A 23,753-nucleotide genomic window follows, 5' to 3' on the forward strand; every position below is an offset into this window, starting at 1 on the left:
ACAATGTCACGTTGCGGAGAGTGAATGCCCTGGATGCTGCGCCTCGAACTGGGCCGCCGCCACCGCCAGATCCTGCCAGGCCATGCCGACGCTCTTGAAGAACCTCGGCCGATCATGGCGGACAACTGCCCCGCCGGTCACCAGTTCTGACAGATTAGCAAGCCGCTCCGCCCCGACCCCCGCCTGCAGCAGGTCACCGGCCTCGCGCAGCGCCACCGCCCGGGCCTCGACGAACAGGCCGGCCCGGTGCACCAGGTGCTCGTCGACCTCCCGGGCGTCCGGCTCGTGCGAGCCGACCGCGGCCACCGCCGCGCGGTCCGGCACCAGTCGGCCGTCGAACAGCGGGGTGCGGGCGGTGGTGCAGCACACCACCAGGTCGGCCGCCGCCACCGCGTCGGGCCCGCCGCGCCCGGCGGCCAGGCCCAGCCCGGCGGCGTACCGCACCAGCTCCTCGGCCGGTGCGGGGCGGCGCGCCACCACGGTCAGCCGGCGCAGCGGCAGCACGGTGCGCAGCGCCTCAAGGTGGCCCCACGCCTGCGGTCCGGCGCCGAACAGCACCAGGTGCGCGGCGTCGGGGGCGGCCAGCGCCCGCAGTGCCAGCGCGGTCACGGCGGGGGTGCGCAGCGCGGTGAGCGCGGCGCCGTCCAGCAGGGCGAGCGGCTGCAGGGTGCGGCCGTCCAGCAGCAGGTAGCTGCCGGTGATCCTGGGCAGGCCGGCCGCCGGGTTGGCGGGCACCACCCCGGCGATCTTCACCCCGGCGAACTCCCCGTCGGCGGCGGGCATCAGCAGCAGCTCGCCGGCCGGGACGGCGACCGCCGAGCGCGGCGGGCAGGACTCCACGTCCAACCCGCCGCGCAGGGCGCGCTCCAGCGCGTCGATCGCCTCCGGGTGACCGAGCGTCAGCTCCAGCAGTGCGGTCACAGCAGGAACCCGGCGCCGAGGCTGTCGTCGGAGTCCAGCACGAAGCGGTGCTCACCGGTGCGGTGGGCGGTGCCGGTGACCTCGGTGACCACGCCGTCGGCGTGCTGCCCGCGCACCCGGCCGGTGAAGACCGTGCCGATGATCGAGTCGTGCCGCAGCTGGCGTCCGGGGCCCATCACCGCGTCCTCGGCGAGCAGCGCGAGCCGGGCGGAGGTGCCGGAGCCGCACGGGGAGCGGTCGATCTGGCCGTCGGCGAAGACCGTGACGTTGCGCTGGTGCGGACCTGACGGCGTGTCGGGCAGCTCGTCGTACAGGATGACCCCGTAGACGCCGTCGCGGTGCCCGGCCAGGGCCTCGTGGCCCTCCAGCGCGGCGCGGATCTCCCGCCCGGCGGCGGTCAGTTCGGGCAGCCGGTCCGGGACCACGGACAGGCCGAGCGCGGCGGCGGGCAGCGAGGCGTACACCGCCCCGGAGTCCGCCAGGTCCACCGCGACCACGCCTCGGGAGGTCGGCAGCTCGACCTTGCGGGCCAGCACCCGGGTCGGCACGTTGCGGAAGGTCACGCCGGTGGTGCGGCCGCCGGAGCGGTGCACGGTGGCGCTGACCCGCCCGGACGGGACGTCGATCCGCACCAGCGCGCTGCCGTCGTCCGGCGCGGCCACCAGTCCGGAGTCGACCGCCCACGCGCCGAGCGCCATGGTGCCGTGCCCGCAGGCGGTGGAGTAGCCGTCCTTGTGCCAGAACAGCACCCCGAAGTGCGCCTCGCCGTCGTCCGGCGGCACGATGAACCCGCCGTACATCCCGGCGTGCCCGCGCGGCTCCCGGGTGAGCAGCCGGCGGACGTCGTCCAGCGCGCTCGGCCGCGGCGAGGTGGCCGTGCCGCCCGCGCCGACGGCGAACCGCCGCCGCTCGGCGACGCTGTCCCCCGGGACCGGCGGCAGCCCGGCGATCACGATCCGGAACGGCTCCCCGGCGGTGTGGTAGTCGATGGTCGCGATGTTCACTCAGTTCACCTCGGCGGGAAGGACGCTGACGGTCCGTGACGCGGTGTAGAAGTCCAGCACCGCCTGGCCCTGCTCGCGCGACCCGTACGAGGCCGCCTTCGCCCCGCCGAACGGCAGGTGGAAGTCGACGCCGCTGGACGGCGCGTTGACCCTGATCATCCCCGCGTCCAGCCGGTCCGCGGCGGCCAGCGCCACGTCCAGGCTCCGCGAGTGCACCGAGGTCGACAGGCTGTGCCGGGTGTCGTTGGCCAGCGCGATCGCCTCGTCGAGGTCGGCGGCGTGCAGCAGCACCGCCACCGGCCCGAAGAACTCCTCGGTCAGCAGCGGGTCCCCCGCCGGGACGTTCTCCAGCAGCGTCGGCTCCAGGAACCACCCGGCCCGCTCCGGGCGCACCCCGCCGGTCAGCACGGTGGCGCCACCGGCCCGCGCGCCCTCGATCGCCCCGGTCAGCCGCTCCAGCGCCGGACGGTTGATCACCGGACCGCACACCGTCACCCCGTCGGCCGGGTCGCCGGCCGCGGTCCGCGCCAGCGCCTTGGCCAGCGCCTCCGCGAGCGGCTCGTACGCGTCGCCGACCGCGATCACCCGGCTGGTCGCGGTGCACTTCTGGCCCGCGTAGCCCGCGATGGCGTTCGCCAGGTGCGCGGCGGCCTGCGCCACGTCCGCGTCCGGCAGCACCAGCGCCGCGTTCAGCCCGCCCATCTCCGCCTGCACCGGCACCCCGCGGTCGGCGGTCGCCGCCACCACGGCCCGGCCGACGGCGGTCGAGCCCGTGAACGACACCACGTCGGTACCGGCCACCAGCGCCGTCCCCTCCTCGGCGCCGCCCGGCACCACCGTCAGCACGCCCTCGGGCAGGCCCGCGAGCTCGGCCAGCCGCAGGGCGCACGCGGTCGCCTCCGGGGCGGGCTTCAGCACCACGGTGTTGCCGACGGCCAGCGCCGGCGCGGCCTTCCAGGTCGGGATCGCCAGCGGGAAGTTCCACGGCGTGATCAGACCCGCCACACCGTACGGCCGACGACGCGTCAGCAGCAGCCCCTCCCCCGCGGCCGGCTCGTGCACGGCGCCCGCGGCGGCGAACGGCGCCTGCGCGTAGTAGCGCCAGATGGCCACCGTCCGCGCCACCTCCCCGCGTGCCTCGGCCACCGGCTTCCCCACCTCCCGCACCACCAGCCGCGCCAGCTCCTCCGCAGCCCCCTCCACCGCCGCCGCAGCCCGCGACAGGGCTGCCGCCCGCCCCGCGGCGCCCAACGCCACCCACGCCCGCTGCGCCCGGCGCGCCGCCACGATCGCCGCCTCCACACCGGCCGCCCCCACGGCCTCGGCGGCGACGACCAGATCCTCCGGATCGGCGGGGTTGTACGAGTTGATGAGGGTCATGGGAACGAAAACCTTTCGTGAACGACGCGCACCACCAGGCTGCGCCCCGACAGGGGCGCGGGGAACTGCGCGGGGCGGAAGGGAACTTGGGGAAGGTCGGGGCACGGACACCGGCCGGGTGCCACGTTCCGCCGCACCCGCCGAGGTGCAACTGACTCGCCATCCCCGGAACTGACTGTGCGTCTCTTCCGACTCGCGCAGTTCCCCGCCCCTGTCGGGGCGCAGCTCGGCGGGGCGCAGCCGATTGCCCTACAGCAGGAAACCGGCGGGGAAGGGGTCGGCGGGGTCGAGGAAGTACTGGGCGGTGCCGGTGAGCCAGGCGCGGCCGGTGACGGTGGGGATGACGGCGGGGTGGCCGGCGACGGTGGTCTCGGCGACCAGGCGGCCGGTGAAGGTGGTGCCGATGAAGGAGTCGTTGCGGAAGTCGGTGTCGAGGGCGAGCTCGCCGCGGGCGTGCAGCTGGGCCATCCGCGCGGAGGTGCCCGTCCCGCAGGGCGAGCGGTCGAACCAGCCGGGGTGGATGGCCATCGCGTGGCGGGAGTGCACCGCGTCGGAGCCGGGGGCCAGCAGCTGGACGTGGTGGCAGCTGTGGATGGAGGGGTCCTCGGGGTGCACGGGGCGGCCCTCGGAGGCGTTGATCACGTCCATCAGCGCCAGCCCGGCGGCCAGGATGTCGTCCTTGCGCCCGCGCTCGAACGGCAGCCCGAACTCGGCCAGCGGCAGGATCGCGTAGTAGTTGCCGCCGTACGCCAGGTCGTACCGCACGGTGCCGTACCCGGGGACCTCGGCCTTCAGGTCCAGCCCGACGGAGTACGACGGCACGTTGCGGATGGTCACCGCGACGGCCGCCCCGCCCTCGACCCGGACGTCGGCGACGACCAGGCCGGCGGGGGTGTCGAGGCGGACGGTGGTGACCGGTTCGACCACCGGGACCATGCCGGTCTCGACCAGGACGGTGGCGACGCCGATCGTGCCGTGGCCGCACATCGGGAGCAGTCCGGAGACCTCGATGTAGAGGACGCCGAAGTCGGCGTCGGGGCGGGTGGGCGGCTGCAGGATCGCGCCGCTCATCGCGGCGTGGCCGCGCGGCTCGTACATCAGCAGCGTCCGGAAGTGGTCCAGGTGCTGCTGGAAGTGGACGCGCCGCTCGGCCATGGTGGCGCCCGGAATGGTGCCGAACCCGCCGGTGATGACGCGGGTGGGCATGCCCTCGGTGTGCGAGTCGACGGCGTGGAAGACGTGGCGGGTACGCATGTCGGTGTTGTCTCCTGACGGCGGGTCAGCCGGGCCGGCTCCCCCCGGAGAGCCGGCCCGGCCGCTTGCGGGACCCGTGCCGGCGGCCTGGCGCGAAGCCCTGCCCGCGGCCCTGGTCGCGGCCCTACTGACGGCCCCTGCTGGTTGCCCCTACTTGTGGCCCTCGGCGAGGGCCTTCTCGGTGGCGGCGCGCACCGCGGCCTCGACCTCGCCGGTGAGCGGCAGTCGCGGGGCGCGGGTCGGACCGCCGCGGCGGCCGGCCAGGTCCATGGAGAGCTTGATGGCCTGGACGAACTCGGTCTTGGAGTCCCAGCGCAGCAGCGAGTGCAGCGACTTGTAGAGCGGCAGCGCGGTGGCCAGGTCGCCGGACACCGCGGCGTGGTACAGCTCGGCGCTGGCGGCGGGCAGCGCGTTGGGGTAGCCGGCGATCCAGCCGACCGCGCCGGCCACGGCGAGCTCCAGCAGGACGTCGTCGGCGCCGATCAGCAGGTCGAGCTCGGGGGCGAGCTCGGCGATCTCGTAGGCGCGGCGGACGTCGCCGGAGAACTCCTTCACGGCGACGATCGAGCCGGCCGCGTGGAGCGCGGCGAGCAGCGCGGGGACCAGGTCGACCTTGGTGTCGATCGGGTTGTTGTAGGCGACGATCGGCACTCCGGCCTTGGCGACCTCGGCGTAGTGGGCGCGGACCGCGGCGTGGTCGGCGCGGTACGCGTTCGGCGGGAGCAGCAGCACGGAGCCGGCGCCGGCCTCGGCGGCCTGCTCGGCGAGGCGGCGGGACTCGGCGCTGCCGTAGGCGGCGACGCCGGGCATCACGCGGGCGCCGTCGCCGGCCGCCTCGACGGCGGTGGTGACGACCTTGGCGCGCTCCTCGGGGGTGAGGGTCTGGTACTCGCCCAGCGAGCCGTTCGGGACGACGCCGTCGCAGCCGTTGTCGATCAGCCAGCGGACGTGCTCGGCGTAGGCGTCGTAGTCCACCGTGAGGTCGTCACGGAAGGGCAGCGTGGTGGCGACCATGATGCCGCGCCAGGGACGGGCGGGGTCGTGGGGGGTGCGGGTCACGGGGGTCTCCCTCGATATGATGTGTGACATTTTATAAACGGGCGACGGTGAACCACAAGGGCCCGGGCCGTCGGCCGTCGCGAGCAGGGGAGCCCGGCGGGGCGGGCTCAGGGGGAAAGTTCGGTGCCGTCGGCGAGTTGGGCCAGCGGGACGGGGCAGGAGAGCGGCCGGCTGTCGGCGCGTCCGGTGGGGCCGCCGGACAGGCGGGCCACCGCGGGGCCGCACATCCGGCCCTGGCACCAGCCCATGCCGGCCCGGGTGAGCAGCTTGACGGTCCGCGGGTCCGCCGCACCGAGTTCGTCGACGGCGGCGCGGATCCGCCCGGCGGGGACCTCCTCGCAGCGGCAGACGTCGGTGTCGTCGGTGACCCAGCCGGTCCACTCCGGTCCGGGCGCGTGCGCGGCGGCCATCAGCTCGGCGAACCGGCGGCGGCGCGCACGGCGGCGGCGCACCGGCTCGGGGGCGGGCCGTCCCGCGATCGCGTGCGCGGCCAGTACGCCCTCGGCGAGCGCGAGGTCGGCGCCGCCGACGCCGCAGGTCTCCCCCGCCGCGTACAGGCCGGGCAGGCTGGTGCGCTGCTCGGCGTCGACCCGCAGGGCGACCGTGCCGTCGGGCAGGGTGCGGGTGGCCGCGCCGAGTTCGGTGGCCAGTTCGATCTGCGGGACCAGGCCGTGGCCGATCGCCAGCGCGTCGCAGGCGATCCGGCGCTCGGTGCCGGGCACCGGCCGCCAGCGGGCGTCCAGGCGGGCCACGGTGACGCCGGTGACGCGGTCGTCGCCGTGCGCCTCGACGACCGCGCTGGAGCGGCGCAGCCGGACCCGGTGGCGCAGCAGCGCGGCCCCGTGCTCGGCGCCCTCGACCAGCTTGGCGGGGTTGGCCAGCAGGGTGGGCAGGCCGCGGGCGTAGCCGAGGTAGTCGGTGGCCTCGACCACGGCGGGGACCTCGGCGCCGGCGGCGACCAGCGAGGAGGCGGCGGCGAGCAGCAGGGGTCCGCTGCCGGCCAGCACGATCCGGCGGCCGGGCAGGACCAGGCCGGACTTGAGCATCGCCTGCGCGCCGCCCGCGGTGACCACGCCGGGCAGCGTCCACCCGGGGAAGGGCAGTTGCCGCTCGTAGGCGCCGGTGGCCAGCAGGACGGTGCGGGCCAGGACGGTGGCCCGGTCGCCGGCCTGGGGGCCGCGGGTGGCGTGCAGGCGCCAGGGCTCGCCGGCTTCGGCGGCCCAGACGTGGTGGCCGGCCAGGTGGTCGACCAGGTGATGGCCCGTCAGCCGCGCCCGCAGCCGGGCGAAGGCGGCCCAGCCGTGGTGCAGCTTCTCGGGGCGGGCGGCGCCGAGTTCGGGGGCGGGGTGCCGGTAGTACTGGCCGCCGAGGCGCGGGCCGGAGTCCAGCAGCGCGACCCGCAGGCCGAGGTCGGCGGCGGTGGCGGCGGCGGCCAGCCCGGCCGGTCCGGCGCCGATCACGGCGAGGTCGTGGGGCCGCTCAGACGGCGAGGTCGGCATGGCCGTGGCCCTCCTGGGTGGTGACGGTGTCGCCGTGCTCGGCGGGCAGCAGGCACAGGCGCTGGTTGGGGCGGCCGTTGACGGTGGCCAGGCAGTCGAAGCACTGGCCGATGCCGCAGAACGCGCCGCGCGGCCGACCGCCGGTGCGGGTGGTGCGCCAGGCGAGCACGCCGTCCGCCCACAGCGCGGCGGCGATGGTCTGGCCGGGCAGCGCGGGGACGGGCCGGCCGTCGAACAGGACGGTCCGGGCCGGGCCGGGCTCGGCGCCGACCAGGTCGATCGGGTCCACGGTCACTCCTCGCTCTCGAACGGTTCGGACGGGCGGCCACTCCCGGCACGTGCTCCGGCGGGCCCGGACGGCTCGAGCCCGACCGGTCGGGTCCGGTGCGCGCTCATCCGTCCTCTCCCTCCGCGCTCTCCCCGCCGGAGGCGAACCGCTCGGGCCGGAACGGGGTGAGGTCGAGATCGGGGGTGTGGCCGGTGAGCTGACGGCTGATCAGCAGCCCGGTCGCGGGGGCCAGGCCGATGCCGGCGCCCTCGTGGCCGCAGGCCTGGTAGAGGCCGGGCACCCGGGCGTCCGCGCCGATCGCGGGCAGGTGGTCGGGCAGGTAGGGGCGGAAGCCCCGGTAGGCGCGCTGCACCTGGACGGTGCGCAGCACCGGGAAGAGCGCGGCGGCCTGCCGGGCGAGCCGGTGCAGCACCTCGGCGCGGAGGGTGCGGTCGAAGCCGACCCGTTCGCGGCTGGCACCGATCAGCACCGGCCCGGCGGGGGTGCCCTCGACCACGGCGGAGGACTGCAGGTCGGCGGAGCCGGAGGCGACGTCGGCGACGTAGTCGGCGGCGTACACCTTGTGCCGGACGATCCGCGGCAGCGGCTCGGTGACCAGCACGAAGCCGCGCCGCGGCAGCACCGGCAGCCGGACCCCGGCCAGCGCGGCGACCTCGCCGCCCCAGGTGCCGGCGGCGTTGACCACGGCGGGGGCGGCCAGTTCGCGGCGTTCGGTGACCACGCCGGTGAGGGCGCCGTCGGGGCCGCGGCGCAGCGCGGTGACGGCCTCGCCGAGGTAGCGGTCGGCGCCGGAGGCGCGCAGCAGGTGGGCGGCGGCCAGCGCGGGCTGCACCTGGGCGTCCTGCGGGTACAGGTAGCCGCCGGGCAGGCCGTCGGCGAGGTGCGGCTCCAGCGCGTGCAGGTCGTCGGCGGCGACCGGGCGGGCCTCCACGCCGGCCGCGCGCTGCCGCTCGGCGAAGGCGTGCAGGGCGTCCAGGCCGGCCGGGGCGGAGGCGACCACCAGGCCGCCCTTGGCCTCGTACTCGACCCGGTCGCCGAACTCCTCGGCGAGTTCGCGCCACAGGGTGGTGGAGTAGAGGGCCAGGTCGAGTTCCGGTCCGGGTTCCTTGTCGGAGACCAGCAGGTTGCCCTCGCCCGCGCCGGTGGTGCCGCCGGCCACCGGGCCGCGGTCCACCACGGCGACCCGCAGTCCGGCGCGCGCGGCGTAGTAGGCGCAGGCGGCGCCGACCACGCCGGCGCCGATCACCACGACGTCGTAGGAGGTTGGCTTCAACACGTCAGTAATATGTCACATGGCTTCAGCGCGGGCAAGCCCCCCACCAGCGCATCTGCACCCACCGGCCCGCGCCGGGCATGCGGAAGGCCCCGGACCGCACCGGTCCGGGGCCTTCCGATCACTCAGCGGATCACGCTCAGGTGATGTCGTCGATCTGCTCGCCGCGCGCCGCGGGCACCGGCGCGGACGACGCCTCGACCCGCTCGGCCGCGCCCACCGCCTCGGCGTCCTCGACGTCCTCCACGGTCAGGTCGACGTGCGAGGCCTCCTCGTCGCTCAGCCCGTTGTCCGGGTTGCGCTCGGCCTTGCGCTTGTCGTTGAGCAGCGAGATGCCGACGGCCAGGAAGTACAGCGCCCAGATCGGCGCGGCCAGCGCCAGCATCGACAGCGGGTCGGCGGACGGGGTGGCGAAGGCCGCGAAGACGGTGATGCCCATCACCATCGCCCGCCACCAGCCGAGCAGCCGCTTGCCGGTGACCACGCCGACCAGGTTGAGCATCACCAGGAACAGCGGCAGCTCGAACCCGGCGCCGAAGACCAGCACCATCCGGGTCACCAGGTCGAGGTAGTCCTCGACCGGCACGATCGAGGTCACGCCGTCCGCGACGAAGCTGATCAGCACCTGCGCGGTCATCGGCATGACCAGGTACGCGAAGGCCGCGCCGGCCAGGAACAGCGGGGTGCCGGCCGTCAGGAAGCCGACGGTGTAGCGCTTCTCGTGCTTGTGCAGGCCCGGCGAGACGAACTTCCACAGCTGGTACAGCCAGACCGGGGTGGCGGCGACCACACCGGCGGTGAGGCTGACCTTGAGCACCAGGGTGAACGGCGTCAGCAGGCCGATGTTGGAGACCTGCGCGCAGTGCTGGTCCCCGGCCACCGGATGCCCGTCCGGCCCGCAGGCGGGCAGCGGGGCGATCAGGAAGTCCAGCAGCTTCTTGTTGTACAGCGCCGCGATGACCGTGAACGCGAGGATCGCGAGCAACGACTTGACCAGCCGGTTGCGCAGTTCGCGCAGGTGGTCGGCGAGCGCCATCCGCCCTTCGGGGTCCTTCGGCGCTTTGGGGTTCTTGCTCAACCCGGGTCCTCGAATCGTGCGGCTCGGTCGACGGTGGTGGAGGCGCTGCCGGTCAGGCGGCGCGGTCGGCGCGCGAGGCGCCGGGGGCGGTCTTGACCACCCGTTCCGGTTCGGCGGCGGGCCGCGCGGCCGGAGTGGCGGGCGTCTCGGCGCCGGCGGCGAACTCGCGACGCAGCGCCTTGCCCTCGCTCTTGAGGATGCGCAGCGAGCGTCCGAGGGCGCGGGCCGCGTCGGGCAGTCGCTTGCCGCCGAACAGCAGCACGGCGAAGGCCGCGAGCAGCAGCAGCGCGGCCGGTGAGATCCGCATCGGGCACCGCCTTCCGTTCCGGGAGGCAGGTCTCCCCCACTGCGGGCGATGGTAGCCGCTCGGGGTGTCGCGGCGGGAACCCGGTCCCTAACGATCGGGTTCCCACCGGCGCCGGGCTACGACCGGGCGGCGCGCTCCAGCGCGGTGACCGCGCCCTCCACCTCGCGGGCCAGCGCCCGGACGTCCAGCCAGAGCCGGGCGGCGAGGCCGCCGAGCAGCAGCAGGCCGGCGGTGGACAGGAGGACGGCGGCGACCAGGGTCCAGGACATGCGCCGACCCTATCCGTCCACCGGCAGCAGCCGCATGGTCCGCACCCCGGCCTCGGTCAGCGCGGCGACGATCTTCTCCCCGGCGACCTTGCGCACGGGGGCGCCGCAGGCCGGGCAGGTGAAGCTGTAGAAGGTGCGCTCCCGGCTGGCGCCCAGCGCCAGCCGGAACTCGCCGACCGGGAGTTCGACCTTCTCCCGGCACTGCGAGCAGTACACCTTGAATCTGGTGCCGTCGCTCACGTGGTGCTGTCCTGCCCGTCCCGGTAGTGCTGCAGGGCGGCGAGCGCGGCGGTGCGGGCCTGTTCGGCGAGCTGCGGCGGGGAGACGATCCGCCCGTCCCGGCCGAGCCGCAGCGCCAGCGGGCGCAGGCCCGACGGGTCGGTGCTGCGCAGGGTGATCCGCAGGCCCCCGTCGGGGAGCTCCTCGGCGCTGTCGTGGGTGTAGTACTCGGCGACCCAGCGGCCGCCGGGTCCGACCTCGACCACCACCTGGGGGTCGTCGGCGGCGGGGGCGACCAGGCCGGCGGACAGGTCGCGGGGCTGCAGGCGCGGCGGGTTGGCGGGCTCGTCGAGGACCTTGATCTCGGCGATCCGGTCGAGCCGGAAGGTCCGCCGGTCCTCGGAGGTGCGGCACCAGCCCTCGAGGTAGGTGTGGCCCTCGGTCACCAGGCGGATCGGGTCGACCTCACGCTCCGTCAGCTCGCCGCGGCCGTGCGACCAGTAGCGCAGCCAGATCAGTCGGCCCTCGCTGAGCGCGCGGTCGATGTCGGCGAAGACGGTGCCCTCGGCCTCGAAGGTGACGCCGACCCGGGCGGCCGACTCGGCGCTCTCCCCCGCGGCGTCCTCGATCTTGGCGACGGCCCGGGTGAGCGCCTGCCGGTCGCGCTCGCGCAGCCCGGGCAGGCCGGCCACCGCGCGGGCGGCGACCAGCAGCGCGGTGGCCTCGTCGGCGGCCAGCCTCAGCGGCTGGGCGACGTCGTCCACGTTGTGCCACCAGATCCGCTCGCCGTCGGTGTCGATGTCGAGCAGGTCGCCGCCGCGGAAGCTGGTGCCGCACATCGGCAGCACGTCGAGGTCGCCGATCAGCTCGCGCTCGGTGATCCCGAAGGCGCGGGCCACCTCGGCCACCTCGGCGCCGGGCCGCTCGCGCAGGTAGGTGACCAGCGACAGCATCCGCCGCGTCTGGTCGATGGCGTTACTCACTGTGCAACCTCCGCGAGACCGGCGACCGCGCGCAGCCGGTCGATGACGTCGGCCCGCAGTTCCTCGGGGCCGACCACGATGACGTCCGGCCCGTACTCGGCGAGGTCCGCGCCGAGCCCGTTGCCGTGCGGGATGTCCAGCTCGTCCCAGTCGGCGTCCACCGGCCGGGTCTCCAGCGCGCGCTGGCGCAGCGGGTACGCGGCGCCACGGCGCAGCCGCACCACGGCCACCGCCGTCGCGCCCTCGCCGGCGAAGCGGGCGACCACGGCGCGCACGTCGACGTGCTGCGGGACCTCACCGGTGAACGAGCCGGCCCGGGAGCGCACCTTGCCGGTGATCCGGGACAGCCGGAACACCCGGGCGCTGCCCCGGTCGCGGTCGTAGCCCGCCAGGTACCAGTGGCCGCGCCAGCACTCCAGCGCCCACGGCTCGACCGAGCGCGGCTCGGTCGCGGCCGCGCCGGCCTTGCGGTACTCGAAGGTGACGGGGCGTCGGTCGCGGGCGGCGGTGAGCAGTGGCTCGAACGCGGCCTCGCGGGCCGGGATGCGGGGCTCCAGGGCGCCGTGCTCGCGGTCCTCGGCGAACGGGACGCCGGCCGCGCGCAGCTTCTGCAGCGCGCCGCTGGCGGCGCCGGACATCTTGGCCTGCTGCCACACCCGGGCGGCCAGGGTGAGCGCGGCGGCCTCCTCGGCGTCCAGCGCGATCTCGGGGAGGCGGTTGCGGTCGCGACGGGCCAGGTAGCCGACCTCGCCGTCGAGCGCGTTCTCGTCCACGTCGATGACCAGGCCGAGTTCGCGCAGGTCGTCCTTGTCGCGCTCGAACATCCGGTTGAAGGCGTCCTCGGAGCCTTGTTGCCAGGCTTCCCGGTACGCCTCGACGGATTCGCGCAGCTCCTTCTTGGAGAGCGGACGCCGGGTGTTCATCAGGCACAGGGCGAGGTTCATCAGCCGCTCTGCCTTGGCGATCGCCATCGCTGACCCTTCCTCCGATCGGGGGTGACCGCCTGACCGTACCGGTCCGGACACGCTCGGCGAAAGCCGAACCCCCGGCTCCAGGCGGAACCGGGGGTTCGAAGCTGCGTCCGAGGTCAGACGCCCAGCAGGTCCACCACGAAGATCAGGGTGGAGCCGGCCGGGATCAGCGGGCTCGGGGACTGGTTCCCGTAGGCCAGGTGCGGCGGGATGATCAGCTCGCGGCGACCGCCGACGCGCATGCCCTCGACACCCTGGTCCCAGCCCTTGATGACCCGGCCGCCGCCCAGCGGGAAGCGGAAGGTCTGGCCGCGGTTCCAGGAGGCGTCGAACTCCTCGCCGGACGCGAAGGTGACGCCGACGTAGTGGACCTCGACGACCGCTCCGGCCTTGGCCTCGGCGCCGTCACCGACCACGATGTCGCGGATCTGGAGTTCGGTCGGGGCGTCGCCGCCCGGGAAGTCGATCTCCGGCTTGGTCAGGCTCACGGTTGCTCTTCTCTTTCGATTGCGTGAACGTCCCTCATCCTAGGCCGCCGACGAGGCGTCAGTCCGCGCCGCCGACGCCCGCGTCCAGGATGTCGATCACGAAGACCAGCGTGGAGTTGGCCGGAATCCCGTTGTTCGCCTGGTCCTTGTAGGCCAGCGAGGCGGGGATGACCAGCTCGATCCGGCTGCCCACGGTCTGCCCGGTGACGCCCTTGTCCCAGCCCTCGATGACGCCGCCGCCACCGGTGACGAAGCTGAACGCCTGGCCGCGGTCGAGCGAGGAGTCGAACTTCTTGCCGTCCTTGTACAGCGCGCCGGTGTACTGGACGACGACCTTCTCACCGGAGGCGATCTTGCGGCCCTTGCCCTGGATCAGGACGTGGCTCTTCAGCTCGGTCGGGTCGGCCGCGCCGGCGACCGGGGTGATGTCGAACGGCTTCTTGCCGTTGTCCTTCACCTTCGGGAAGTCGGCCGGCGGCGGGGTCATGTCGCCGGAGAGCACCGCGTCGGGCGCGGTGGAGTTGCGGATGTCGAGCACGAAGACCAGGTTGTCGGTCCCGCCGACGCCCATGCCGCTGCTGCCGGCGCTGCCGAACGCGGCGGCCGGCGGGGCCACCACCAGCAGCCGGCTGCCGGCCTTGTGGCCGGTGACGGCCTTGTCGAGGGCGGCGATCAGCTTTCCGGAGTCGGCCTGGTACAGCTGCGGCTTGCCGTCCTGGTCGTACGAGCCCTGGATCTCCTTGCCGGTGTTCCAGTCCATCGCGGTGAAGTCGACGCTGACCCAGTGGCCCTTCTCGACCTTCGCGCCGTTGCCCGCGGACAGCTCCTTGACCACGAAGCTGCCGTCGGCGGCCTCCTTGGGCACGGTGATGGTGGCCTTGCTGCCGAAGTCGCCGGCCACCGTGGGCAGCACCTTGGCGTTGTCCTTGATCGGCGGGACCGGGTCCTCGGTCGGGGTCGGCGCCGCGCTGGAGGCCGTCGCCGCGTCCGCCTTGGAGGTGGACTTCCCGTTGTCCTTGTTCACCATGTACAGGGTGATGCCGCTGCCGACCAGCAGCACCGCCAGGATGGTGCCGAGCACCACGCCGAGGCGGCCCACGCTCGGCGGGTTCTCGTCGTAGCCGGCCTCGGAGACGTCCTGCTTGCGGACGGTGGAGGCGAAGACCTGCGGGGTCTCGTCCTCCTTGGCGGTGCCGTTCGCCCGCAGGTCGCCCGAGCCCCAGCCGGCCTGGCCCAACAGCTCGGCCGGGACGACGATCGACTCGCGATCCGCGGCCCCCGGCTTCCCGGTGGTGTCGGCCTCGTCCGGGCTCGACGCTTTCTCAGACATGACTCCCCATTCATCTCGCCCGACGACGCGTGTACCTCATGGTGCGGGGCAGCAGTATGTCAGGTCGCTATGAGAGCCGTTCCGCCGGTCCGTGCCCCGTTACCAGGCAGTTGTCAGACGGCTTCCAGGATGTCGATCACGAACACCAGGGTGGAGTTCGCCGGGATCGACCCGGACGCCTTGTCGCCGTAGCCCAGCGACGGCGGGACCACCAGCATCACCCGGCTGCCCACGGTCTGGCCGACCAGGCCCTGGTCCCAGCCCTTGATCAGGCTGCCGGTGCCGACCTGCAGCGCCTGCGCGCCGCCGTGGTTCCACGAGGAGTCGAACTGCTTGCCGTCGGCCCAGGTGACGCCGGTGTACTGGACCACCAGGGTCTGCCCGGACTTCACCTCCGCGCCGGTGCCCTTGACCAGCACGTACTGCTGGAGCTCGGTCGGCGGGGCCTGCCCGGCCGGGATGGTGATGGTCGGCGCGGCCTTGCCGTTGTCCTTCACCTGCGGGGCGGTGGCCGGGGGCTCGGTCATCTGCCCGGAGATGGTCGAGTCCTGCGGGACGGATTCCACCACGTCCAGCACGAAGACCACCGTGTCGTCCTTGCCGACGCCCAGCGCCGAGGATCCCTGCGAGCCGAACCCGGCGGCCGGCGGGGCCACCACCAGCAGCCGGCTGCCGACCTTCTTGCCGACCACGCTCTGGTCGAAGGCGGGCACCAGCTGCCCGCTGCCGGCCTGGTACAGCTGCGGCTTGCCGCCGCTGTCGTAGGAGCTGGCCAGGTCCTTGCCGGTGGTCCAGTCCTTGGCGGTGTAGTTGACCGTCACCCAGTCGCCCTTGTTGACCGTGGCACCCGTGCCCTCGGTCACGACGCTCACCACGAACTGCCCGCTGGGCTGCTCGGACGGGAGCGTGATGGTCGCCTTCGAGCCGAAGTCCCCGCTGACCGTCGGCATCGGCGAGGCCGAGGCCACCGGGCTCGGCACCTCCGCGGCCGAGGCGGTGGCCGAGGGCGTCGCCCCCGCGGATTTGCCGCCGCCGCTGCTGCACCCGGCGAGCAGCACGGCGGCGAGGGGGACGGTGAGCAGGGAGGCGATTCGACGCATGGGGTCAGCGTATGACCCGTTTCGCCCGGTCCGTCGGAGGCGCGGTGGCGCGCCCCCGACGGGCCGTCAGGCCGGGCGCTACATCCCGGCGATCAGCTTCTCCACCCGCTCGTCGACCGCGCGGAACGGGTCCTTGCACAGCACGGTGCGCTGCGCCTGGTCGTTCAGCTTCAGGTGCACCCAGTCGACGGTGAAGTCGCGGCGCTGCTCCTGGGCGCGGCGGATGAAGTCGCCGCGCAGCCGGGCCCGGGTGGTCTGCGGGGGCACCGACTTGGCCTGGAAGGTGAGCAGGTCGGTGCTGACCCGGGCCGCCTTGCCGTTCTTCTGCAGCAGGTAGAACAGGCCGCGGCGGCGGTGGATGTCGTGGTAGGCGAGGTCGATCTGCGCGATCCGCGGGTTCGACATCGTCATCTGGTGCTTCTCGCGGTACTTCTCGATCAGCTGGTACTTCATGATCCAGTCGATCTCGGTGCCGACCTTGGCCAGGTCCTCGGTGCGGACCGCCTCCAGGGTGCGGCCCCACAGCTCCAGGACGCGGGCCACCGTGCCCTCGTTGAGGCCCTTGCGGTCGGCGAACTCCAGCGCCTTGGAGTAGTACTCCTCCTGGATCTCCAGCGCGCTGGCCTCCCGGCCGTTGGCGAGCCGGACCTGGTGGGTGCCGGTGAGGTCGTGGCTGACCTCGCGGATCGCCCGGATCGGGTTCTCCAGCGTCAGGTCGCGCATCACCACCCCGGCCTCGATCAGCCGCAGCACCAGGTCGGTCGCGCCGACCTTGAGCAGCGTGGTGGTCTCCGACATGTTGGAGTCGCCGACGATGACGTGCAGCCGCCGGTAGCGCTCGGCGTCGGCGTGCGGCTCGTCGCGGGTGTTGATGATCGGCCGGGAGCGGGTGGTGGCGGAGCTGACGCCCTCCCAGATGTGCTCGGCGCGCTGGCTGACGCAGTACACCGCGCCGCGCGGGGTCTGCAGCACCTTGCCGGCGCCGCAGATCAGCTGACGGGTCACCAGGAACGGGATCAGCACGTCCGCCAGCCGGGAGAACTCGCCGTGTCGGGCCACCAGGTAGTTCTCGTGGCAGCCGTAGGAGTTGCCGGCCGAGTCGGTGTTGTTCTTGAACAGGTAGACGTCGCCGGCGATGCCCTCCTCGTGCAGCCGCCGCTCGGCGTCGACCAGCAGGCCCTCGAGGATCCGCTCGCCGGCCTTGTCGTGGGTGACCAGCTCGGTCACGTCGTCGCACTCGGGGGTCGCGTACTCGGGGTGGGAGCCGACGTCGAGGTAGAGGCGGGCGCCGTTCTTCAGGAAGACATTGCTGCTGCGGCCCCAGGAGACAACGCGGCGGAAGAGGTACCGGGCGACCTCGTCCGGCGACAGCCGACGCTGTCCCCGGAACGTGCAGGTGACGCCGTACTCGTTCTCCAGCCCGAAAATTCGGCGGTCCATATGGCGACTCTTCTCTGTGTGAAGCTCCGTGAAACCCCTTGGTGAAGGTGAGGTGTCGTCAGGCGGTCCGCCGCGCGCCGGAACCGGCGCGCGGCGGGCGGCTCGGCGTCAGTCGCCGTCGGTCGCGTCGTCGTCGGTCTCGGCCGACACGTCGCCGCTGAGCAGCCGGCCGAGCTGGCCGCCCAGGATACGCTTGAACTTGCGCTTCTGGATCCGCTTGCGGTCCAGCACCGCGACCTCCAGCTGCTCCGGCGTCATGGTGCGCGGGGAGCCGCCGTTGGGGTCGCGGGCCAGCCCGTCCACGGCCAGCTTGAGCGCCTCCGTCAGGCTCATCCCGGCGCGGTGGCGCTGGCCGAGGTAGTTGCCGATCGAGTCGGCGTTGCCGCCGACCACCACGGCGTTCTTCTCGTCCACCACCGAGCCGTCGGGGGTGAGCCGGTAGATCTGGTCGTCCTCGGTGCTGCGGCCCACCTCGGCGACGATCAGCTCGACCTCGTAGGGCTTCTCGCCGACCGAGGAGAAGATGGTGCCCAGGGTCTGGGCGTAGACGTTGGCCAGGCCCCGGGCGGTGACGTCGGCCCGGTCGTAGGAGTAGCCGCGCAGGTCGGCGTAGCGCACGCCGCCGATCCGCAGGTTCTCGAACTCGTTGTAGCGGCCGACCGCCGCGAAGGCGATCTTGTCGTAGATCTCGGAGACCTTGTGCAGGGCCCGGGAGGTGTTCTCCGCGACGAAGACGATGCCGTCGGTGTAGGTGAGCACGACCACGCTGCGGCCGCGGGCGATGCCCTTGCGGGCGTACTCCGCGCGGTCCGCCATGGCCTGCTGGGGCGAGACGTAGAACGGCGTGGACACCGCCGGTCTCCCTTCGGATGGTTGAGGCGGACTCAGAGAAGCGGGGCCTGCGGGCCGTTGGGGTGCTCGCGCCGCTGGTCGGTGATGGAGACCGCGATCGCGGAGACCTCGTCCTCGTCGAGCCGGCGGAAGCCGTCCTCGGTGATCACCGAGACGATCGGGAAGATCTTCCGGGCCAGGTCCGGCCCGCCGGTCGCGGAGTCGTCGTCGGCGGCGTCGTAGAGCGCCTGGACGGACAGCATGGCGGCCTGCTCGGCCGTCAGGTCGTCCCGGTAGAGCTTCTTCATCGAGCCGCGGGCGAACACCGAGCCCGAGCCGGTGGCGGCGAAGCCCCGCTCCTCGGAGCGGCCGCCGGTGACGTCGTAGGTGAAGATCCGGCCGCGGCCGAGGTCGAGGTCGTAGCCGGCGAAGACCGGGACCACGGCGAGGCCCTGCATGGCCATCGCAAGGTTGGACCGGATCATCGTGGTGAGCCGGTTGGCCTTGCCCTCGAAGGAGAGCACGGCGCCCTCGATCTTCTCGTAGTGCTCCAGCTCCAGCTGGAACAGCCGCACCATCTCCACCGCCAGGCCGGCCGTGCCGGCGATGCCGACCGCGCTGTACTCGTCGGCCGGGAAGACCTTCTCGATGTCGCGCTGGGCGATCACGTTGCCCATCGTGGCGCGGCGGTCGCCGGCGATCACCACACCGCCGTCGAAGACCGCGGCGACGATGGTGGTGCCGTGCGGCGCCTCGACGGTCAGGCCCTCGGGCAGTGCGCGGCGGCCGGGGAGCAGCTGCGGCGCGTGGCTGTCGAGGAAGTCGAGGAACGACGAGGAACCGGGGGTGAGGAAGGCAGCCGGTAGACGCCCGGTGCCACTGAGGTTGGCTTCCACACGTGTCCTTCCGGATCGAAGATCCAATTTGGGTCGTGCCCCGGACCATACCCGCTCCGCGGCCTTGATCCACCTACGTGGGGGAATCCGTCCCCGCGGGCGAGAAGACGACGCCGCAGGCGTGCGCGTGGCACGCCTGCGGCGCTCGACGGCGCTGCTCTCGGGGAAAGGGGACTGCCCCCCTCCTACTGGCCGCCCTTCTGCACGAATCCGCGGACGAAATCCTCCGCGTTCGATTCCAGGACCTCGTCGATTTCGTCGAGGACCGCGTCGACGTCGTCGCTCAGCTTTTCCTGACGCTCCTTGAGCTCGTCGGATGCCTGCGTTTCCGCGGCCTGCTCCTCGACCTCCTCGGAGGAGCGGTTGGCCCGCTGCTGGCCGCCACCGGTGTCCTTGCCTGCCATTTCCTCACCCCGCTCGCTCGGTGTTCTGCTTCAACGCTCGCTGCTCACCTGGATGATTCCCCTTTCGGGAAATGTTCACCCCCGGTGATCGAAAAGTTACCCGCCGGAGAGGATCCGCACCAGGTCCTCCGCGGTGCGGCACCGGTCGAGCAGTTCCTTGACGTGCGCCCGGGTGCCGCGCAGCGGCTCCATGGTGGGCACCCGCTGCAGGCTGTCCCGGCCCGGCAGGTCGAAGATCACGCTGTCCCAGGAGGCCGCGGCGACGTGGTCGGCGTACTGCTCCAGGCAGCGGCCGCGGAAGTACGCCCGGGTGTCCTCGGGGGGCTGCGAGACCGCCCGCTCGACCTGTTCCTCGGTGACCAGCCGCTCGAACCGGCCGCGCGCCACCAGGCGGTTGTAGAGGCCCTTGTCGGCGCGCACGTCGCTGTACTGCAGGTCGACCAGCTGCAGCCGGGAGCTATCCCAGTCCAGGCCGTCGCGCTGCCGGTAGCCCTCCAGCAGTTCCTTCTTGGCGATCCAGTCGAGCTGCCTGGACAGGCTCATCGGGTCGCGCTCCAGCCGGCCCAGCACGTCCTCCCAGCGGGCCAGCACGTCCAGCGTCTGGTCGTCGGCGTCCTGTCCGTACCGGTCCTCGACGTACTTGCGGGCCAGTTCGCAGTACTCCATCTGGAGCTGGACGGCGGTCAGCTTGCGGCCGGAGCGCAGCGACACCAGGTGGGCCAGCGACGGGTCGTGGGAGACCCGGTGCAGGGTCCGCACCGGCTGGTCGACGGCGAGGTCGACGGCGATGAAGCCGTCCTCGATCATCGACAGCACCAGCGCGGTGGTGCCGAGCTTGAGGTAGGTGGAGATCTCCGACAGGTTGGCGTCGCCGATGATCACGTGCAGTCGGCGGTACTTCTCGGCGTCCGCGTGCGGCTCGTCGCGGGTGTTGATGATGGGGCGCTTGAGGGTGGTCTCCAGGCCGACCTCGACCTCGAAGTAGTCGGCGCGCTGGCTGATCTGGAAGCCGTGCCCGCCGCCCTCCTGGCCGAGGCCCACCCGGCCGGCGCCGCACACCACCTGGCGCGAGACGAAGAACGGGGTGAGGTGGCGGACGATGTCGGCGAACGGCGTCGCCCGCTTCATCAGGTAGTTCTCGTGGGTGCCGTAGGAGGCGCCCTTGTTGTCCGTGTTGTTCTTGTAGAGCAGGATCCGGTTGCCGTTGGGCAGTTCGAGGGCGCGCTCGGCCGCCTGCGCCATGATCCGCTCGCCGGCCTTGTCCCAGAGCACCGCGTCGCGCGGGTTGGTGACCTCGGGCGAGGAGTACTCGGGGTGGGCGTGGTCGACGTAGAACCGGGCGCCGTTGGTCAGGATGACGTTGGCCAGGCCGATGTCCTCGTCCGTGAGCTGGCTGGCGTCCGCCACTTCCCGGGCCAGGTCGAAGCCCCGGGCGTCGCGCAGCGGATTCTCCTCCTCGAAGTCCCAGCGGGCGCGGCGCGCCCGGTGCATCGCCGCCGCGTAGGCGTTGACGATCTGGGACGAGGTGAGCATGGCGTTGGCGTTGGGGTGGCCGGGCACGGAGATCCCGTACTCGGTCTCGATCCCCATCACGCGCCGTACGGTCATGCGGCCCTCCTAACCCGTCGGTACTGCCGGTGCAGACGCGCCGTCCGGCTGCGGAGCCCTGCCGAGCGCCGCAGCCGGACGGGGTGGTCGCGTACTACAGGTACTGCCCCGTGTTGGCGACAGTGTCGATGGAGCGTCCGGACTCGGCGCCCTGCTTCCCGGTCACCAGGGTGCGGATGAACACGATCCGCTCGCCCTTCTTGCCGGAGATCCGGGCCCAGTCGTCCGGGTTGGTGGTGTTCGGCAGGTCCTCGTTCTCCTTGAACTCGTCGACGCAGGCGGCGAGCAGGTGGGACACGCGCAGGCCCCGCTGGCCGTGGTCGAGGTAGTCCTTGATGGCCATCTTCTTCGCCCGGTCGACGATGTTCTGGATCATCGCGCCGGAGTTGAAGTCCTTGAAGTAGAGCACTTCCTTGTCACCGTTGGCGTAGGTGACCTCCAGGAAGCGGTTGTCCTCGGTCTCCGAGTACATCCGCTCGACCACCGACTGGATCATGGCGGCGACGGTGGCGGGCACCGAGCCGTCGTGCTCCTTCACGTCGTCCGGGTGGAACGGCAGGCTGTCCTTGAGGTACTTGGAGAAGATGTCCTTCGCCGCCTCGGCGTCCGGCCGCTCGATCTTGATCTTGACGTCCAGGCGGCCGGGCCGCAGGATCGCCGGGTCGATCATGTCCTCGCGGTTGGAGGCGCCGATGACGATGACGTTCTCGAGTCCCTCCACGCCGTCGATCTCGGCCAGCAGCTGCGGGACGATGGTGTTCTCCACGTCCGAGCTGACGCCGGACCCGCGGGTGCGGAACAGCGACTCCATCTCGTCGAAGAAGACGATGACGGGCGTGCCCTCGCTCGCCTTCTCCCGGGCCCGCTGGAAGACCAGGCGGATCTGCCGCTCGGTCTCGCCCACGTACTTGTTGAGCAGCTCGGGGCCCTTGATGTTCAGGAAGTAGCTCTTGCCGGCCTCGCGTCCGGTCACCTCGGCGACCTTCTTGGCCAGCGAGTTGGCCACCGCCTTGGCGATCAGCGTCTTGCCGCAGCCGGGCGGGCCGTAGAGCAGCACGCCCTTGGGCGGACGCAGCTCGTACTCCTTGAACAGGTCGGCGTGCAGGTACGGGAGTTCGACGGCGTCCCGGATCTGCTCGATCTGGTTGGAGAGGCCGCCGATCTGCCGGTAGTCGATGTCCGGGACCTCCTCGAGGACCAGCTCCTCGACCTCGGCCTTCGGCACCACCTCGTAGACGTAGCCGGAGCGGGGCTCCAGCAGCAGCGCGTCCCCCGCCCGCAGGGTCAGGCCGTGCAGCGGCTCGGCGAGGCGCACCACCCGCTCCTCGTCGGTGTGCCCGATGACCAGGGCGCGGTCGCCGCCCTCCAGCACTTCCTTGAGGGTGACGATGTCGCCGATGCGCTCGAAGGCCATCGCCTCGACGATGTTCAGCGCCTCGTTGAGCATCACCTCCTGGCCGCGGCGCACGTCGTCCAGCTCGACGCCGGGGCTGACGTTGACCCGGAGCTTGCGGCCACCGGTGAAGATGTCGGCCGTGCCGTCCTCGTTCTGCTCGAGGAAGATGCCGAACCCGGCGGGCGGCTGGGCGAGCCGGTCCACCTCCTCCTTGAGGGCCACGATCTGGTCGCGGGCCTCGCGCAGGGTGCCGACGAGCCTCTCGTTCTGGGCGGTCACACCGGCCAGGTTGGTCTGGAGCTCGACGATGCGCTCCTCAAGAACCCTTGAGCTTCGGGGCGAATCGGCGAGCTTGCGCCGCAGGACGGCGATCTCCTGCTCGAGGTAGGAGACCTGCGCGGCCTCGTCGGACCCCCGTGCGGGCCTGCCGGCGCTGCGGTCGTAGTCGTCATCGTGGGCTGCCACGGTCCTCACCTCCTCCTGGGGGAGCTGGACGACCCAAACCTACCTGGGACCAGGGTCATGTAAACCCCTAGATCAGAAAGATGGATCGGGCGTGTCCGATCTTCGCCCTTGCGTGCTTCCCCTCTGGTACAGGAGATGCCCACCCCTCATCGGTTCAAAGCAGGCCGGATGTATCGTGACAGGAATGTCCCCGAATGCGGGGGAACCGAAGCGGAAACGGTAGGGGCAATGGCGGGGACCGGCGAGGCACTCGAAGTCTGGATCGACCAGGATCTCTGCACCGGCGACGGCATCTGCGCGCAGTACGCGCCGGAGGTCTTCGAGCTCGACATCGACGGACTCGCCTACGTGAAGGGCCCGGACGACGAACTGCGCCAGCAGCCCGGCCAGACCGCGCCGGTGCCGCTGACGATCCTTCAGGACGTGGTGGACTCGGCGAAGGAGTGCCCCGGCGACTGCATCCACGTCCGCCGGGTCGCCGACCAGGTCGAGGTGTACGGGCCGGACGCCGACTGACGGGGTCTCAGGACCCGGGACCGGCCGCCCCGGGCGGCCGGTCCGGCGGTCAGCGGGCGGGGGTCTTGGTGACGGCCTTCGTCCACTGGCCGTCGTGCTCGGTCCAGGACAGCTCGATCAGCAGGTCGGGGGCGAAGCGGGGGACGTCGGGGGACGAGTAGCCGCGGGCCTGGCCGCGGATCGAACCGTCGCTGCGGATCGCCAGCGCGGTCAGCGAGTAGCCCTCGCTGTCCGGCAGCAGCGTGGCGGCCACCTTCGGCGTGCCGTTCTGGCCGTTCTCCAGCAGGAACACCCCGTCCGGCGGGGTTCCGCCGTCGGCCTGGCAGTGCGCCGCCGCCACGGTCACCGGACGGCCCTTCAGCACGGCGCTGGTCTGCAGGCTCACCGCGACCGGGAACGGGCCGCAGTCAAGCGGAAGTTCGGCCTTCTCGGCCACCGGGGCCACCGCGTCCGGCACGGCCGCGGCGCCGCCCTTCGGGGCGGGCTGACCGGCCGTCACCACGGCCCCGGTCGCCGAGTTCGCGCCCAGCGCCCCGCCGACCACCGCCGCGCACCCCGCGGCCACCAGCGCCCAGTGCTTCAAACCCGCCCGCGCGTGCCCGGGTATCCGACGCTCCGTCACCGACTCCTGACCTCCCGCTGCGCTGGCCCTTGGTCCGGGAATCCTTGCACACGGCGGGGTCCGAGTGGTGTCGGGGGTGTGCAGGTCCCGGGACGACGAGATCCGCCCGGGGCGGGGGTTCCCTCCTCGGGCGGATCTCGGGGTGGATCGA

General features: G+C 72.8%; 25 protein-coding genes. 1 reads left to right on the forward strand and 24 read right to left on the reverse strand.

Translation table 11 applies throughout. The features are described from left to right. Positions 1-6: 6 nt before the first annotated feature. The 23 genes from ACWD4U_RS03770 to arc form a co-directional block, all read right to left on the reverse strand. Positions 7-921, reverse strand: a complete 915-nt coding sequence (locus ACWD4U_RS03770) for an ornithine cyclodeaminase family protein (RefSeq protein WP_363449241.1) — start codon at positions 919-921, stop codon at positions 7-9. Next, positions 918-1,925, reverse strand: a complete 1,008-nt coding sequence (locus tag ACWD4U_RS03775; RefSeq protein WP_363449239.1) for a proline racemase family protein — start codon at positions 1,923-1,925, stop codon at positions 918-920. The genes ACWD4U_RS03770 and ACWD4U_RS03775 overlap by 4 nt, the downstream gene beginning before the upstream one ends. After that, positions 1,926-3,305: an aldehyde dehydrogenase family protein gene (locus ACWD4U_RS03780; RefSeq protein WP_363449237.1), complete on the reverse strand. Its 1,380-nt coding sequence runs from the start codon at positions 3,303-3,305 to the stop codon at positions 1,926-1,928. It lies immediately after the preceding gene. 249 nt (positions 3,306-3,554) lie between these two features. After that, the gene (locus ACWD4U_RS03785) at positions 3,555-4,559 is read right to left on the reverse strand and encodes a proline racemase family protein (protein WP_363449235.1); all 1,005 of its coding nucleotides are present in this window, start codon (positions 4,557-4,559) and stop codon (positions 3,555-3,557) included. Between the two features lie 150 nt (positions 4,560-4,709). Then, on the reverse strand, positions 4,710-5,573 hold the full coding sequence (locus ACWD4U_RS03790) for a dihydrodipicolinate synthase family protein (RefSeq protein ID WP_449787095.1): 864 nt from the start codon (positions 5,571-5,573) through the stop codon (positions 4,710-4,712). A 152-nt stretch (positions 5,574-5,725) separates the two neighbouring features. Further along, the gene (locus ACWD4U_RS03795) at positions 5,726-7,117 is read right to left on the reverse strand and encodes an FAD/NAD(P)-dependent oxidoreductase (protein WP_363449231.1); all 1,392 of its coding nucleotides are present in this window, start codon (positions 7,115-7,117) and stop codon (positions 5,726-5,728) included. Then, positions 7,098-7,406 carry a (2Fe-2S)-binding protein gene (locus tag ACWD4U_RS03800; protein ID WP_449787089.1) on the reverse strand — a complete coding sequence of 103 codons (309 nt, stop codon included), beginning with the start codon at positions 7,404-7,406 and terminating at the stop codon, positions 7,098-7,100. Before ACWD4U_RS03800 ends, ACWD4U_RS03795 begins: the two co-directional genes overlap by 20 nt. A 103-nt stretch (positions 7,407-7,509) precedes the next feature. Beyond that, complete coding sequence (locus ACWD4U_RS03805) at positions 7,510-8,682, reverse strand: NAD(P)/FAD-dependent oxidoreductase (protein WP_363449226.1); 1,173 nt, start codon at positions 8,680-8,682, stop codon at positions 7,510-7,512. A 136-nt stretch (positions 8,683-8,818) separates the two neighbouring features. Continuing rightward, the gene (gene tatC / locus ACWD4U_RS03810; RefSeq protein ID WP_363449224.1) at positions 8,819-9,757 is read right to left on the reverse strand and encodes a twin-arginine translocase subunit TatC; all 939 of its coding nucleotides are present in this window, start codon (positions 9,755-9,757) and stop codon (positions 8,819-8,821) included. 52 nt (positions 9,758-9,809) lie between these two features. Next, complete coding sequence (locus tag ACWD4U_RS03815) at positions 9,810-10,064, reverse strand: twin-arginine translocase TatA/TatE family subunit (RefSeq protein WP_363449222.1); 255 nt, start codon at positions 10,062-10,064, stop codon at positions 9,810-9,812. 116 nt (positions 10,065-10,180) lie between these two features. After that, positions 10,181-10,333, reverse strand: coding sequence for a hypothetical protein (locus tag ACWD4U_RS03820; protein ID WP_363449220.1), 153 nt, complete (start codon positions 10,331-10,333; stop codon positions 10,181-10,183). A gap of 9 nt (positions 10,334-10,342) precedes the next feature. Then, entirely contained in the window at positions 10,343-10,573 is a 231-nt protein-coding gene (locus ACWD4U_RS03825) for a competence protein CoiA family protein (protein WP_363449218.1), read from the reverse strand. Further along, positions 10,570-11,505, reverse strand: a complete 936-nt coding sequence (locus ACWD4U_RS03830) for a helix-turn-helix transcriptional regulator (protein ID WP_363449350.1) — start codon at positions 11,503-11,505, stop codon at positions 10,570-10,572. Before ACWD4U_RS03830 ends, ACWD4U_RS03825 begins: the two co-directional genes overlap by 4 nt. 26 nt (positions 11,506-11,531) lie before the next feature. Then, a complete protein-coding gene (locus tag ACWD4U_RS03835; protein WP_363449216.1) occupies positions 11,532-12,506 on the reverse strand; it encodes a helix-turn-helix transcriptional regulator in 975 nt (324 codons plus the stop codon). Positions 12,507-12,622: 116 nt separating this feature from the next. After that, a complete protein-coding gene (locus ACWD4U_RS03840) occupies positions 12,623-12,994 on the reverse strand; it encodes an FKBP-type peptidyl-prolyl cis-trans isomerase (protein ID WP_035868835.1) in 372 nt (123 codons plus the stop codon). A gap of 58 nt (positions 12,995-13,052) precedes the next feature. Continuing rightward, positions 13,053-14,324, reverse strand: a complete 1,272-nt coding sequence (locus tag ACWD4U_RS03845) for an FKBP-type peptidyl-prolyl cis-trans isomerase (protein ID WP_363449214.1) — start codon at positions 14,322-14,324, stop codon at positions 13,053-13,055. Positions 14,325-14,437: 113 nt separating this feature from the next. Then, positions 14,438-15,424, reverse strand: coding sequence for an FKBP-type peptidyl-prolyl cis-trans isomerase (locus ACWD4U_RS03850; protein ID WP_363449212.1), 987 nt, complete (start codon positions 15,422-15,424; stop codon positions 14,438-14,440). A gap of 78 nt (positions 15,425-15,502) precedes the next feature. Beyond that, positions 15,503-16,864 carry a Pup--protein ligase gene (gene pafA / locus ACWD4U_RS03855; RefSeq protein WP_363449210.1) on the reverse strand — a complete coding sequence of 454 codons (1,362 nt, stop codon included), beginning with the start codon at positions 16,862-16,864 and terminating at the stop codon, positions 15,503-15,505. 108 nt (positions 16,865-16,972) lie between these two features. Next, entirely contained in the window at positions 16,973-17,716 is a 744-nt protein-coding gene (gene prcA / locus ACWD4U_RS03860; RefSeq protein WP_363449208.1) for a proteasome subunit alpha, read from the reverse strand. Between the two features lie 32 nt (positions 17,717-17,748). Beyond that, positions 17,749-18,591: a proteasome subunit beta gene (gene prcB, locus ACWD4U_RS03865; protein WP_363449206.1), complete on the reverse strand. Its 843-nt coding sequence runs from the start codon at positions 18,589-18,591 to the stop codon at positions 17,749-17,751. 185 nt (positions 18,592-18,776) lie between these two features. After that, the gene (locus ACWD4U_RS03870) at positions 18,777-18,995 is read right to left on the reverse strand and encodes a ubiquitin-like protein Pup (protein ID WP_363449204.1); all 219 of its coding nucleotides are present in this window, start codon (positions 18,993-18,995) and stop codon (positions 18,777-18,779) included. A gap of 96 nt (positions 18,996-19,091) precedes the next feature. After that, positions 19,092-20,603: a depupylase/deamidase Dop gene (gene dop / locus ACWD4U_RS03875; protein ID WP_363449202.1), complete on the reverse strand. Its 1,512-nt coding sequence runs from the start codon at positions 20,601-20,603 to the stop codon at positions 19,092-19,094. 94 nt (positions 20,604-20,697) lie between these two features. Continuing rightward, the gene (gene arc / locus ACWD4U_RS03880) at positions 20,698-22,464 is read right to left on the reverse strand and encodes a proteasome ATPase (RefSeq protein ID WP_363449200.1); all 1,767 of its coding nucleotides are present in this window, start codon (positions 22,462-22,464) and stop codon (positions 20,698-20,700) included. Positions 22,465-22,692: 228 nt separating this feature from the next. On the opposite strand from arc, the gene ACWD4U_RS03885 reads away from it, so the two are divergent. Further along, positions 22,693-22,980, forward strand: coding sequence for a ferredoxin (locus ACWD4U_RS03885; protein WP_363449198.1), 288 nt, complete (start codon positions 22,693-22,695; stop codon positions 22,978-22,980). A gap of 49 nt (positions 22,981-23,029) precedes the next feature. Here ACWD4U_RS03885 and ACWD4U_RS03890 read toward each other — a convergent pair whose 3' ends face one another. Beyond that, complete coding sequence (locus ACWD4U_RS03890) at positions 23,030-23,602, reverse strand: hypothetical protein (protein WP_363449196.1); 573 nt, start codon at positions 23,600-23,602, stop codon at positions 23,030-23,032. Positions 23,603-23,753 lie beyond the last annotated feature (151 nt).

Source organism: Kitasatospora sp. NPDC002522 (assembly GCF_053595195.1).

Excerpts from the sequence above, each read along its gene's own strand:
- ACWD4U_RS03815 (WP_363449222.1), bottom strand. The coding sequence starts at position 10,064 with ATGCGGATCTCACCGGCCGCGCTGCTGCTGCTCGCGGCCTTCGCCGTG.
- ACWD4U_RS03850 (WP_363449212.1), bottom strand. The coding sequence starts at position 15,424 with ATGCGTCGAATCGCCTCCCTGCTCACCGTCCCCCTCGCCGCCGTGCTG.
- ACWD4U_RS03835 (WP_363449216.1), bottom strand. The coding sequence starts at position 12,506 with ATGGCGATCGCCAAGGCAGAGCGGCTGATGAACCTCGCCCTGTGCCTG.
- pafA (WP_363449210.1), bottom strand. The coding sequence starts at position 16,864 with ATGGACCGCCGAATTTTCGGGCTGGAGAACGAGTACGGCGTCACCTGC.
- ACWD4U_RS03790 (WP_449787095.1), bottom strand. The coding sequence starts at position 5,573 with ATGGTCGCCACCACGCTGCCCTTCCGTGACGACCTCACGGTGGACTAC.
- ACWD4U_RS03820 (WP_363449220.1), bottom strand. The coding sequence starts at position 10,333 with ATGTCCTGGACCCTGGTCGCCGCCGTCCTCCTGTCCACCGCCGGCCTG.
- ACWD4U_RS03885 (WP_363449198.1), top strand. The coding sequence starts at position 22,693 with ATGGCGGGGACCGGCGAGGCACTCGAAGTCTGGATCGACCAGGATCTC.
- dop (WP_363449202.1), bottom strand. The coding sequence starts at position 20,603 with ATGACCGTACGGCGCGTGATGGGGATCGAGACCGAGTACGGGATCTCC.
- ACWD4U_RS03870 (WP_363449204.1), bottom strand. The coding sequence starts at position 18,995 with ATGGCAGGCAAGGACACCGGTGGCGGCCAGCAGCGGGCCAACCGCTCC.
- ACWD4U_RS03795 (WP_363449231.1), bottom strand. The coding sequence starts at position 7,117 with ATGCCGACCTCGCCGTCTGAGCGGCCCCACGACCTCGCCGTGATCGGC.
- ACWD4U_RS03830 (WP_363449350.1), bottom strand. The coding sequence starts at position 11,505 with ATGCTGTCGCTGGTCACCTACCTGCGCGAGCGGCCCGGCGCCGAGGTG.
- ACWD4U_RS03845 (WP_363449214.1), bottom strand. The coding sequence starts at position 14,324 with ATGTCTGAGAAAGCGTCGAGCCCGGACGAGGCCGACACCACCGGGAAG.
- ACWD4U_RS03780 (WP_363449237.1), bottom strand. The coding sequence starts at position 3,305 with ATGACCCTCATCAACTCGTACAACCCCGCCGATCCGGAGGATCTGGTC.
- ACWD4U_RS03785 (WP_363449235.1), bottom strand. The coding sequence starts at position 4,559 with ATGCGTACCCGCCACGTCTTCCACGCCGTCGACTCGCACACCGAGGGC.